At 40.0% G+C, this 12,531-nt stretch carries 11 protein-coding genes; 2 read left to right on the top strand and 9 right to left on the bottom strand.

The window, feature by feature from the left end:
* Positions 1–80: 80 nt before the first annotated feature.
* From AC3B5S_RS05605 to AC3B5S_RS05580, 6 genes are all read right to left on the bottom strand, one after another.
* On the bottom strand, positions 81–614 hold the full coding sequence (locus AC3B5S_RS05605) for a TetR/AcrR family transcriptional regulator (protein WP_489756680.1): 534 nt from the start codon (positions 612–614) through the stop codon (positions 81–83).
* A 181-nt stretch (positions 615–795) separates the two neighbouring features.
* Positions 796–1,503, bottom strand: coding sequence for an MgtC/SapB family protein (locus tag AC3B5S_RS05600; RefSeq protein WP_489769485.1), 708 nt, complete (start codon positions 1,501–1,503; stop codon positions 796–798).
* 150 nt (positions 1,504–1,653) lie between these two features.
* On the bottom strand, positions 1,654–1,866 hold the full coding sequence (locus AC3B5S_RS05595) for a DUF2922 domain-containing protein (RefSeq protein WP_489775107.1): 213 nt from the start codon (positions 1,864–1,866) through the stop codon (positions 1,654–1,656).
* A gap of 11 nt (positions 1,867–1,877) precedes the next feature.
* A complete protein-coding gene (locus AC3B5S_RS05590; protein WP_489756683.1) occupies positions 1,878–2,096 on the bottom strand; it encodes a DUF1659 domain-containing protein in 219 nt (72 codons plus the stop codon).
* Positions 2,097–2,397: 301 nt separating this feature from the next.
* Complete coding sequence (locus AC3B5S_RS05585) at positions 2,398–4,077, bottom strand: hypothetical protein (RefSeq protein ID WP_489790174.1); 1,680 nt, start codon at positions 4,075–4,077, stop codon at positions 2,398–2,400.
* A complete protein-coding gene (locus AC3B5S_RS05580; RefSeq protein WP_489756685.1) occupies positions 4,077–4,802 on the bottom strand; it encodes a MucBP domain-containing protein in 726 nt (241 codons plus the stop codon). The genes AC3B5S_RS05585 and AC3B5S_RS05580 overlap by 1 nt, the downstream gene beginning before the upstream one ends.
* 341 nt (positions 4,803–5,143) lie before the next feature.
* Between AC3B5S_RS05580 and AC3B5S_RS05575 the strand changes: the two genes are divergently transcribed.
* Positions 5,144–6,016, top strand: coding sequence for a hypothetical protein (locus AC3B5S_RS05575; protein ID WP_489756686.1), 873 nt, complete (start codon positions 5,144–5,146; stop codon positions 6,014–6,016).
* A 109-nt stretch (positions 6,017–6,125) separates the two neighbouring features.
* Here AC3B5S_RS05575 and AC3B5S_RS05570 read toward each other — a convergent pair whose 3' ends face one another.
* Positions 6,126–7,304 (bottom strand): NADH-dependent flavin oxidoreductase, encoded by a 1,179-nt coding sequence (locus AC3B5S_RS05570; RefSeq protein ID WP_489790173.1) that lies wholly within the window; start codon positions 7,302–7,304, stop codon positions 6,126–6,128.
* A gap of 85 nt (positions 7,305–7,389) precedes the next feature.
* Positions 7,390–7,764, bottom strand: coding sequence for a winged helix-turn-helix transcriptional regulator (locus AC3B5S_RS05565; protein WP_489756688.1), 375 nt, complete (start codon positions 7,762–7,764; stop codon positions 7,390–7,392).
* 291 nt (positions 7,765–8,055) lie between these two features.
* Between AC3B5S_RS05565 and AC3B5S_RS05560 the strand changes: the two genes are divergently transcribed.
* A complete protein-coding gene (locus AC3B5S_RS05560) occupies positions 8,056–10,611 on the top strand; it encodes a hypothetical protein (RefSeq protein ID WP_489790172.1) in 2,556 nt (851 codons plus the stop codon).
* Here AC3B5S_RS05560 and AC3B5S_RS05555 read toward each other — a convergent pair.
* Positions 10,608–12,530, bottom strand: a complete 1,923-nt coding sequence (locus AC3B5S_RS05555; protein ID WP_489790417.1) for a copper-translocating P-type ATPase — start codon at positions 12,528–12,530, stop codon at positions 10,608–10,610. The two genes, AC3B5S_RS05560 and AC3B5S_RS05555, sit on opposite strands and share 4 nt — an antisense overlap.
* Position 12,531: the final 1 nt, after the last annotated feature.

Genomic DNA, 12,531 nt, shown 5'->3' with positions numbered 1-12,531 from the left:
TGACAAATGCAACAAACACATATCCCGTTAATTAATTTTAATTTATTTTTTATTTAAATAAGAAACGCTCATTCAGCTAACTAGTCATGACCTAATTGTGCTAATTCTTTACTTAATTGCTCCACTGGCGTTTGCATATCTTCTTTAAACCACATTTTTACCGCCGCTAATGTGCCAAAGATGATATAAGTCACTTGAAAGTTACTTAACTCGTTGCCCTGCAAACTACTAATTTGATTCGCCAAGCGTGCTAAATCCCTTTCAAATTTTTCTGAAACGCTAGAATTAATCAAGATCAGACTGCGCTTCGGGTAACGCTTGATATAATTAAAAAAGCGCACGTAATAGTCATACATCGTTAACGGTTGATTATGATTATCCACTAATTGCGTTTGAATAAAGTTATCGATGATCGCAATCATCTCTTGTTCCATTGCTTCCAACACTTCGCTAGTATTGCGATAATATATGTAAAAAGTTGAACGATTGATGCCCGCTTTTTCACATAACTTCTTCACAGTAATTGTCATTAAATCGCTATGTTGTAATAGTTCAATTAACGACGTTTCAATTGCTTTTTTTGTATATTCCACACGCCGATCTTGTGTCCTCATTTACTCTATAATCCCCTTAATTGCCAACAGATTGCTTCCCATTCAGCATTCAACCGGACTAGTAACTACTTTCATCCAGTTGTCGAATCCACCAAGTATCTAGCTAAACACTACTATTAGCTAAATTGTTCTTAGATTCCTGATTTTTCAACTACCTTTTTGCAAAATTTCCTATTACTTGTTAAACACTAATTGTTTTGATTGACATTACATTAGAATTCATTGAAATATCTTCAATGATATCAGAATAATTCATTTTACTAGGAATTTCAATCTCATATATATTAGTGTAAATGTGCTCGTCAGCATCCGCTTGTTGCACATTAAAATTCACATCACGCACCGTAATATTATGCTGATTAAAATACTCCTGAATAAACTCTTTGGTTTCTTTCTTGTGATGATACTGTATCATAATTTTTTTGACGGGTGTAATATGCAAAACACGTTTTAAAAAACCTAACACAATAAAGACCACAATCGTGCCCGCAATAGCAATATCATAATTCCCCATTCCAATTGCCAAGCCTAAACCAGCAACCGTCCACAAACTAGCTGCGGTGGTTAGACCACGCACCGTATGATGATGCACCAAAATTGTTCCAGCACCTAAAAAACCAACCCCACTAACTACCTGCGCAATCAAACGCGCATCATCAGCGCGTAACACGCCCGCATAATGCGGATATCTAGCTGCCATGTTCAAAGCATTAAACCCAATCTCTTTTTGCATCATCGCAATAATACAAGCCCCAACACAAACTAAAATATGCGTTCTCACACCAGCGGAATGATTTTTTTGCTGGCGATTATAACCAATTAACCCCGCACAAAGCACTGCTAGCAGTAACCGCAAGATGATTTCGGTTAAAGGTAAATGTAAATCCATACGATTCTTCCTTTCTTCTATAAAATTTAGGTACAATGCTTTTAATTATACTCATTTTAACTGTGAATTTAAAATATTTATTATCGATTACATAAAAAAACGCTTTGCAAATTTTTTCTTTTGCAAAGCGTTCAGTTTAAACTTATTGATTTAAAACAACGGTGTTTCGATTGTTTCGACATATTCAGCCGTCGCCGGTTGATGATAGAGATCCACACCATCTTTTTGACACAACTGAGCTTGGGCAATCTGTTGCATTTGACTTAACACAACTTGTGAAGTCAAATCTTGGGCCACATTCTTCAAAGTCAAAGAAACAATCTTACCTTCTTGGGTAGTGAAATTCATTTTTAATGCTTTCATCTGCTAACCTCCTAATTTGCCTGATCAAAAATTAATTGCGAATGGACTGTTAAAGCGGCATCAATTAAACTTGCCCCTGGATTTAAGGCCGCTAACGCCCGACCGACGGTTGCGATTTGGTCATCACTCGGATCAGCAATCACATTCGTTAAATTTTGTTTGAATTGTTGATCACCATTACTTAAGTTAAAAACGAGACTACTATCTTGCCAATTACGTTGTTCTGCCATATTAATTCTCCTCCCTATTAATAGCAGTGGTTACCGGCCGGTAATTACTTGCTACACTATTAATAACGTTTCAACAAATAAAAACGGAACCAAATTAGTCAAAAGAATTTCCTTTTTATAAAATTTATTCTATAATGTAGAAGGTAGTTATCTTATAGCTTCATAATTTTGGTTTCTAACTCGAAATTTTCATCAATAAAAAAAGCCTACTTCAATAAGTAGACTTTTTTTATTGATGAAAATTATTATTTGATTCCACCATTATAGTAGTGGATTAGCTAGCTTTCTCGCTCAACTGTCGTTACTGACGATCTCTTGTCACATCAATATGAATACAACTCACCATTACAAAAATCAGTAATACTAAGCATGAAACTTTAAAGCTCCACCGGTCAACTTTAGTTGGTTGATAAGTTACTGTCACTTGATTAGTGCGTCTAGTGGTCTGAACTGTCAATAATCCGTGCGTTGAACCATATGCGGGCACCAAATGCTGATTAAGCCGCACTTGATACAATGGTCCATAATAAATTAACGGTAACTGCACTTGCGCAGTTCGAGGTTTCGTTTGAAAGTGATACGTTAATTGATTTAACCTACCAACTGGGTGAAATAACTTTTTCTGATCATTCACGTATCCTTGTCCCCAAGGTAACATCTTAATGACCTTTTGTGCGGATTTAGGATAATAATCATTTGGAATTGGATTGTTGGCGTACTGGGCAAAATTAGCGTCCGTTAAATTAATTTTATCCCAATTAAAACGGTAATTAACTACTTTTTGCATAGAATTTAAAGTGGCACCACAACTGAGTAGCAACACCAACGCAGTCATCACTAAGCGCCCGTTACGGGCCGTGATTTGTCCACATGCTTGTGCGGTACACCAAGTAATGCCGAGAGTATAAAATAAATTCAAGCGAAAAGGAAATTGCAACGTATTAATCACCGAATTTTTAAATAAGAACCAAGGAAAGCTCGGCGTCGTTAGCCAAAAGCTCACTAAGCTTAATGCAAAAATCACTTTCCAAGCGCGGGATAATTGGCGCCAACGCACAATTAGATACAGCAGTAGTAGCAAACTCAGGCCGAAAATAACAGGACCCGCGGTATGAGCCGGAAAGGTTAAATTATGCCATAAGGCCACTTTTTGCGTTTCCCAAGAATAAGCCTTCATTTGGGCAGGAGCTACTTGCGTGGCTTTCAAACCACTGGGGGTCATTAAATAATGCTGGATAAATGGTCCCCAATACCAAACGCTTAGCCCCAAAGTCCATAGCGTCGCCTTGAGATAAGTTTTGGTTTGTGCCCAACCAAGCGTACGCCGGATTACTAGTCCGACATACCAAACAACCAAACTCACGATGACTAACAACGTGGTCAAGACATGGCTAAATATTAAACCCACCATTGCCAAAATTAGAGCTTTCTTGCCACCTTGTTGCCAAGCGATACAATAAAAGCTGGCAAAAGCGAGGGGCACAAACATCGTTGCCAAAAATTCGCCCAAGTCAAAGCGCGTATACAACACTTGCATGCGGTAAAAAGAAAAAGTATACAAAATGGCAAAACTGACGCTAACTAAGCGTTTTTTAGTGACCTTATAAGCCGCAAAATCACACAAAATTAAGCTCAATAAATTACAGAGTCCCACGTATACATAAAGCGCCAAGACCGGATGATGGGTTAATTTAATCAAAATCACTAGCGGATACAATAACTGCGCTGGGTAAAATAGATTCACCAAATTACCGGTTTGCCCAAAAGTATGAGTCGCTAGGTAGGGAAATTGCGTGAGCTTCACTTGTAACAATTCACTCAAGCGTGCCATATGAAAACTAAAATCGTCGCCCCAAATAAATTTGCGGTACCGAAAATAAATATAACTAAAAACTAGCCCTAAAACTAGATATAGTAAACCGATCCACCAATTTATGGATCCTTTACTTTTAGTGGTAGTTATCGTTACGGTTGTATTCATTATTTTAAGACAACCCGATTGGCTTTAATCCAGGCGCTATCAACAATATGATAGAACAAATCTTGGCCTATTTGGATTTGCCGATCAATTTGCAACTCCGTGCCGTTATCCAATAATTGCTCTGGCAAATGATTAGCCACCGACTGATTTTCATCAATTTGCCATAACGTCACTTGCATATTATCTGGAATATTCACCGTGGCAGTGGCGTTAATTTGCTGTTCACTGGGACCATAGTCTTCTTCAATTTCTGGACGCAATTCTACATCACTAGCTCGCAACCATTGGTCACTGCCAATGTTATACAAAGTGGTATCGCCAACTTGCTTTTGGCGCAAATAATTTAGATACATCTTCGACCAAGCCGTGGTGCCTAATAACGGATGGTTATTTTCATCAACCACCGGGACACTATCACCTAGCTCGCCCAACACTTCCAATTTATTGCTCATTTTACGGGTGCGTAATTTCGAAACATGAACCATCTCTTGAAACTGTTCCACTGTTTGATAGCGTAGTTCAATTTCTTGCACTTGATCGGCAATAAAGACTGGTTGTTGATCCGCTTCAACATCTAACTCTAATTTGGAAAAGTACAAATAGCCTTCAATTTGCGGGATTTCATATTCAATCACCGTTCCGACTTCACCTTGCAAAGTTTTGGCCGGCAATAATTCTTGACGTTGTAAATCTAAATACTTCACGACTGCTTGACCTTGTGTCATTAATTGGTCCTCCATTACAGTTTTTCACTATGGCAAAAGCTCAAAGTCACGACACCATCCCCAGCTAACTGAAACTGAGACAAAAAGGCTTTTCCGTCAATTGAAACGAATATTTGCTTTTTTTAGTGTCCCAATCCTTTGAATTTTTAACCTTAGTCTCTTTATTATACCAAGCACAATTTATTTGCGTGCAAGATTATGTGGGAAATCTGAAAATTTTTCCCATAATCAAAAAATTGGATTCTCGACTGCCGCCAACATCACTGCTAATTTTCAACCTTAGCTAGTTTTTCAGCCGTCTACTAAAACATGGTATAATGTGCTTATCGGAGGTTCATATCATGAAAAAATATTTAACGTCGGCTTTAATTCTAAGCGCTAGTATTTTAACCTTAACTGGCTGTCAAACCAAAGATAATAGCACCAATAGTCAGCCAGCCTATCACAATTTGATGACTAAAGCTGATCACGCCGTTCAACAGCACAATTACGCTGCAGCTGATGCCTACTATCAGGCCGCCGGTGCTGTCAAAAAAGGTGATAAACAAGCTAATACCAAGCAACGCCAAGCTCATTATCTCAAGCTGGCCCAAAGCTACCAAACTAATTATCATTTTGCAGACGCCAAAAACGCCTTAACCAAGGCCAAACAAATTGACGCTGGCTCACAAAAATTGCACACCATCGCTCAAAAGCAATTGACCAAGATTAAGCATGTGCAAGCCAAGCGCCAAAGTTTTAATCAACAACTCGAACAAATCGAGCAAGCTAATGATCACAATCAATTTAATGATGCCTACCAACAAGCAGTTAAATTGTTAAAAACCAACGAATTTCACCAAAAGTATTATAGTGATCTGTATAAGCAAACTGTTGAAATTTTATTAAATAGCTCACAAAAACTGCAACAAAAGACTGGCGCAACAACCACAAACAACAATCAGAATACCAATTCAGCTAGTCATGCCAATTCTTCTAACGCTAATAACCAACAGGCTAATAATAGTGCAGCTCCCGGCGAAACTGATATCGTTAAAAATAAAACAGCTAACGGTAAACAAATCACCGCAGCTGATATTCAAAAAGCTCGTCAAGAATTAAGTTCCCAAGGCATTCAAGAAAAAGCGGCTAGCGATAGTGATATTATCCGTGCTATTCAAAAAGCTGCCGCGGATGGTCGGAGTAAAGTCACACCGAAAGATATTGATTCCTAAATGGAATTAAACGTATGTCAAAATAAAAGAGATTGCAATTACCAAAATGCAAGTTTGTCTCATGACAAATCTGCGGTTGGTTATTCCAATCTCTTTTTTAGTCTTTAATTTATTTACGTCCTAAACCTTCCATCGGAGCTGGATGATGTAAATAATCATTAGCCGCCGTTTGATCAGTAAAATCAATCACCTGTAAAAATTCTGTTAACAAGGAGCGTTGCAAACCGCGCGGAATCTTGAGTTCATCCATTTCTGCTGGGTCTAGTTGATAGCGAATATTCTGTTCTTCACCTAACTGCACTTTATCTAGCCATAATGGTTCCCGAATTAATTCTCGACCGAGCGCCGCAAAACTCGCGCCACTCGCTAAAGCTTGATCAGCATCTTGCGGTGTCGCAATCGATCCCACTTCAATTAACGGCTTGCGCCCATTAAGCACCTGCAAAATCTTTTGGTTCAATGGCTCTAAATCCGCAGTATCATTTAAAGACGTTCGTTGATAATTACCCATCGAAGTATGAATATAATCAATTGGTTGTTGGGACAGTTGATCAATCAACTGCAATGTATCAGCAATTTGAATACCAGGTTTTTCAATTTCTTCCGGCGAAATGCGATAACCCAAAATAAATTGCTCATTACCATAACGTTCAATTACTTGCCGAACTTCTTGGATCACTGCTAGAGGAAAATTCATACGCTTAGCTAACGAACCACCCCAATGATCTTGACGCCGATTAGAATGTGGTGAAAAGAATTGTTGTAGTAGATAAGTATTCGCACCGTGTAATTCCACACCATCAAAGCCTGCTTGAATGGCGCGCCGTGTAGCCGCACCAAAGTCTTTAATCACCGTATCAATTTCTGCTTCACTTAAAGCCCGTGGCACTTGCGAATCACTGCGCGTGGCAGCGATGGCACTAGCACTGACTGGTTGTTGACCCCGCAAAATCTTACTATTAGTCATCCGCCCAGCACTAAAAATCTGCAAAATTGCTTTCGAACCTTTGGTTTTAATGGCACTTGCTAGTTGTTGTAAACCAGGGATGAAGCGATCATCAGCGACCGATAATTCACCTTCAAAACCTTTACCCAAGTCATTAACATTTGCAACTGCGGTAATGACCATTCCTGCTCCTGAACGTTGCCGGTAATATTCAATTTCATCATTCGACACGGAACCATCATAAAAACTAGATTTCGTTGTCATTGGCGCCATGACAATGCGATTTTGAATCGTTACCCCAGGCTTCAAGTCCATTGGTTGTAAAAATAAATGTTCTGTCATCATTAACCTCCTACATATTCACATCTCTCATTATGCAAGCAGTTTTAGTTAAAACAAGTAGGCACTTTTTTGTTCCTATCATTTTTTACATTTTTTCAAACCCAGTCGGCTCTGGATGCAGTAATTCAATCTCTTGTCCTGCCTGAATTTGCCGTTGAATTAGCTTTTCTCCCCAATCTGACATCGCCAACAAAATGGTCCGCAAACTTTTGCCTTCAGCAGTTAAACAATACTTCACCTTAGGGGGTACTTGATCATAAGAACAGCGTTCAATTATCTGATCTGCTTCCAACTCTCGCAATTGTTTCGTCAATATTCGTTGTGAAATTTGCGGAATTTTCCGCCGTAGTTCCCCCGTTCGTAGTGGTCCCATGCCCAAATGACATAAAATAACGGGTTTCCATTTACCACCAATCACATCAATCGTCGCTTCTACTGCTAAATTGTAACTTTTTTTCATCTTGACGATTCCTTTCTATAATTTCCAAGATGCATCTCAAAATTATAATAACTATTTTTAATAAAATGTCTAAAATGTTAGATTTTAGCTATGCAATAGCAAATAACTATCTTTTTTAATTATTTTTTGAGCTAAAAATTATATTTATCGTTTTAATTGTACTAGCATAAGGTCTGAAAAGGAGATCAAGGTTTGAACTATTAGTGATTGCTGTTGGCCGCGATGCTGCTGGCTTGTTAGCGGTCAGTCTTGTTTAACTGGCAGACGGCTTTGGATAAAGGAGATCTTCTTATGCGACGTTTCAAACATTGGTTATTTTGGCTAGAATTTATTAGTACCTGCTTTTGTCTCATCAGTCATCCCAACACCATTTTAGCCGATAGCATTGGTGAAGAAGATCCTAATCAAGTTGATTTTTCGGATAATGATTTAACACAACTCCCACCAGACTTTCAACCGTTATCTAAGCTCAACAACGCACACGAAGTTTCACCAACCAGTGCGCCTATTGCTGATGACACTTATACTTTTCGTCCTACCTTTACCCAACAAACACAAACCGATTTTACCGCCGATTCCGATACTGATGCCCAAATTTCTGAAGTATTCAATGATCCCCAAATGAATGGCAAGCCATATTTGAAGCTAACTGCTCAAAATCAGGCCACTAAAATTGGCGCCACGACTACCTTTAGTCACGTTGGAACCTTTCAAGGTCAAGCTTTAGATTTGAAAATTCATTCAACTTTTAACTTGCCGGGTACTAGCAGCGAACGTTATGGCGCAATTGGCATTGCCGCCAATGATTTTTTGAATGTTCATCTCAGAGCCCGCGGAATCGGTTGGTCAGCTACTAATCAAATCCGTTTTTATAAAACTGGCACCAATCAGTTGGTCAACGTTCAAGGCTATTGGAACTTTTTAGGCATTAATAAAGCTAAAGTTTTAAATATTGATAGTGATGCCTTAGATAATCAGCAAGACCAACTTTATTATCCGGCTAACTCCACTTTCGGCTACCGCCATCTAGCTGGGCAAGCCTATCAATTCATGAGTCAGGAAAAAGCGGGCAAAATGGATAATCCGTTAACTTTGCGCTACCGCGCCACCCCCAGTACCAGTTTCACTTACAGCTTTGCTGATCCCACAGGTAATGAAGAACGGACTTCAGTCGGAATTGATTATACTAATCAAAATTTATTTTCTTACGCACCTCCCAAACCTACCAAAACTGGGCTCACTGCGAGTGACTTTAGTGCGCCCAACAATGCACTTTATCGTGTGCAACAAAATATTCCCAATGCGACTACGGTCGCCAAAGCTTATAACAGTTTCCAAATTCAAGATCAATTAAACTCCCATTTAATTATCGATCAACAAAATACTCGCGTGGTGGACCAAAATGATCACGTAGTTTCCGGAGCTGGCAAACTATTTCACTTAACTTTTGGTCCTCATAATCAAATTACGGCCACCGCTGATCCCACAACTTTACAAAATCTCACCGACCCCAGCCAAACCAATTATTTTTACGATAACAAGTATGTACTCAAAATTTATGGACAACTCGATCCTAAGCAAGCTCTCGATGATTTTCCCAGTAGCGTCGGCACTGATCAAAACACTTACTATGGTGTACCTAATACTGCTCAAGTGTTGCTGAATCAAAACGCAACTGCTACCCCACAAGCCACCGCACAAGTTCTGAGTCCTAATAATTGGTGGTATATCAAAGATCAAACTCTCTATATTCGCGATAATGCTGTGGGCCAATACGCGGGAATGCCACCTTGGAGTCCGCAAAGTTATAATGTGACACAAGTTCATTTCGGGCAAAATGTCACTTTAAATAATACCCAACAATTTTTAGCCCAGATGCCCCAATTAACCGCAGTTACTTTGCCTAGTGATCTGAATACTAGTCAAGCTACCAATTTTTCTCAATTTTTTAGTGGCGACCGTCATTTGGAACAAATCAACGGCCTAGATCATTTAAATTTCACTCAAGCCACGAATATGGCAGGGATGTTCGCGCAAACAGGCCTGGATACTTTAACTTTGCCTAGTAACTTTCAGCAAGCGATCCAAGTGACTAATTTTGATGACTTTTTGACCAATAATCCCCAGCTCACACTCTTAAATTTAGCAACTTTAAAGATGAATCCGGCAGCGACTACAGTGGACTTTTTCGCGAATGATACAGGTTTAGCCAGTTTGACTTTAGGAGCAGACAACAACTTTTTACCTAACGCACAAACTAACTTAGCTGCATTACCGCAAGATGACCAGGCGGGCAGCCTGCAAGGTAAAACCGGGAAATGGTTGCACCTTGCTAGTGAGCAAACGTATCATTCTAACGAACTCATTGCCCAATACCAAAGTGACAATCCCCAACATACAAAACAAGCTGCCACTTATATTCCCCAAGTTGGCAACTTATTATACTTGACCCAGATTCCCGCTGATTTAACTTTTGGTCCGATCATCGCTGACAGTAGTTTATTAACCAAGCAATTAAAGCCTAATCAACACCCGCAGCAAAACGTGAGTGTCACAGATTTACACGCCAGTTCGATTCAAGGTCAAAATTGGAATGTGCTCATTACTGCTACTGCCTTTACACCTTCGTCCCAATCCTTACAATTGCAGCTCAATCACCACAGCTTAACAACAGATCAACAATACGAGTTAAATCCCCGCAAGCAAACTATTCACAATCAAAAATTCACTTGGGATTTAACGGCTGATTCTCAAGCTGGTTTTACCTTGCAATATGTTCCCGCTACTTTAACAGGTGGCCATTATCAAGCGACGATTCAATATACTATTAATAATAGCCTCGATTAAGACTCAGGAGTGAAGTGCAATTTTAAAGACGTATAATTTAACAATACTGAACTGGTGACAACTGATAGCGAGCTTAAAGCCATAGCCAAGCCAGCCAAGACAGGACTTAAACTCAGCCCCCAAAAACTAAAACAACCAGCCGCAATCGGAATGCCTAACAAATTATAAATAAAGGCCCAAAATAAATTAGCCTTAATCCGCCGAAAGATTTTTTGACTCAACACTAAAGCGCGTACCACGTCTTGCAAGTCATTTTTTAATAACACAATCCCTCCAGCCGCAATCGCAACGTCCGTTCCCGAGCCCATGGCAATCCCTACATCTGCTTGGGTTAAAGCCGGAGCATCATTAATACCATCACCAATAAACGCTACCGCGTTGTGCTTTTGTAACTGGGCAATAGTTTGCGCTTTTTGTTTGGGCAACACTTGTGCAATCACTTTTTGCACTCCTACTTGCTGACCAACAGCTTGGGCAACACTGGAATTATCTCCTGTCAGCATTACAGTTTGGTAATGATGTTGTTTCAACCAGTGAAAGACTGCTTGGGCATTGGCTTTTGGTGGATCTTGTAGCGCAATCACGCCCTGAACTTGCTGGGAAGTGCCGACTAACACCAAAGTTTTGGCTTCTTGTTTTAAGTGATTGATCTCTTGTGACCACGGATTTTGGGCTTGAGTAAATAAGGCTCCACTGCCGACTAACACCGTTTGATCTTGTACATCACCCTGCAATCCTAAGCCTGGTAATGTCTTAATAGCCGTCGCTTCTAAGGGTGCTATTTGCGCTTGATGGGCTTTGGTAACAATAGCTTGCGCTAGTGGATGGTCTGACTGCTTCTCTAAAGCCGCCGCTAACTGCAATACTTGCTTGTTATTGCCTAAAACGTCAACGACACGGGGCCGTCCTTCTGTGATCGTCCCCGTTTTGTCAAAAACTAAGGTCTGCACCCGATTGACAGCTTCCAAAACAGTACCGTTTTTAATTAAAATACCCGCTTTAGCGCCTAAACCAGTACCAACCATTAATGCCGTTGGCGTCGCCAAACCTAACGCACAAGGACAAGCAACGATAATCACGCTCACCGCATAAGTTAAAGCTTGCGTGACACTAGCTTTTAGTCCAACACTCCAAACCCAAAACGTCAATAACGCAACAATTAAGACGACAGGGACAAAGACATTGGAAATTCGATCCGTTAATTTTTGAATCGGTGCCCGACTAGTTTGCGCTTGTTTCACTAAAGCAATAATTTGGGCTAAAAAAGTTTGCTCTCCCACTTTTTGGATTTGTACTTCTAGACTATTATTGCCATTAATCGTGGCCCCAATCACTTGATCACCGACAGTTTTAGTAATCGGTAAACTTTCACCGGTAACCAAAGATTCATCTATAGTTGAAGTTCCTTGAATGATTTGACCATCTAAAGGGACCTTGGCTCCCGGCTTAACTAGAACCACGTCCCCCACTTGTAAGGTGGCTAGCGGCACTTCTTGCCAGTGACCATTTTGCTGTAACAAAGCTGTCGGTGCTTGCAAGTCGAGTAACTGATCCACAGCACTAGCGGCTTTTTGTTTCATATGCTCTTCTAAGACTTGGCCTAACAAAATAAAGACCACGATAAAAGCCGCGCTCTCAAAAAAGACCGCGTGCTTCGTTAAAAGCGCATAGACACTATATAAATAAGCTGTCGCTGTCCCGATGGCAACCAACGTATCCATATTGGCATGGTGCAACTTCAATGCCGCCCAAGCACTTCGGTAAAAAGGCCCCGCCGCAAATAATAAAATAATGGTCGTGCAACCAAAGCTAAGCCAGTCAGCTCCGTCAATCATAATGTGTCCCAGCATGAGAAGCATCAAAATTAACAACGGAATTGAAAAAACTACGGCTATCACAAAGCGTTGTCTTAGATTCAAC

The organism is Bombilactobacillus sp. ESL1094, from assembly GCF_058107425.1.
Note: the sequence above shows the minus strand (reverse complement) of the source record. Positions and strands in the feature narration are given on the sequence as shown.

What these genes read in the sequence shown, in the direction of transcription:
- AC3B5S_RS05560 (WP_489790172.1), top strand. Translation starts at nt 8,056, where the DNA reads ATGCGACGTTTCAAACATTGGTTATTTTGGCTAGAATTTATTAGTACC.
- AC3B5S_RS05600 (WP_489769485.1), bottom strand. Translation starts at nt 1,503, where the DNA reads ATGGATTTACATTTACCTTTAACCGAAATCATCTTGCGGTTACTGCTA.
- AC3B5S_RS05580 (WP_489756685.1), bottom strand. Translation starts at nt 4,802, where the DNA reads ATGACACAAGGTCAAGCAGTCGTGAAGTATTTAGATTTACAACGTCAA.
- AC3B5S_RS05595 (WP_489775107.1), bottom strand. Translation starts at nt 1,866, where the DNA reads ATGAAAGCATTAAAAATGAATTTCACTACCCAAGAAGGTAAGATTGTT.
- AC3B5S_RS05570 (WP_489790173.1), bottom strand. Translation starts at nt 7,304, where the DNA reads ATGACAGAACATTTATTTTTACAACCAATGGACTTGAAGCCTGGGGTA.
- AC3B5S_RS05565 (WP_489756688.1), bottom strand. Translation starts at nt 7,764, where the DNA reads ATGAAAAAAAGTTACAATTTAGCAGTAGAAGCGACGATTGATGTGATT.
- AC3B5S_RS05585 (WP_489790174.1), bottom strand. Translation starts at nt 4,077, where the DNA reads ATGAATACAACCGTAACGATAACTACCACTAAAAGTAAAGGATCCATA.
- AC3B5S_RS05575 (WP_489756686.1), top strand. Translation starts at nt 5,144, where the DNA reads ATGAAAAAATATTTAACGTCGGCTTTAATTCTAAGCGCTAGTATTTTA.
- AC3B5S_RS05605 (WP_489756680.1), bottom strand. Translation starts at nt 614, where the DNA reads ATGAGGACACAAGATCGGCGTGTGGAATATACAAAAAAAGCAATTGAA.
- AC3B5S_RS05590 (WP_489756683.1), bottom strand. Translation starts at nt 2,096, where the DNA reads ATGGCAGAACAACGTAATTGGCAAGATAGTAGTCTCGTTTTTAACTTA.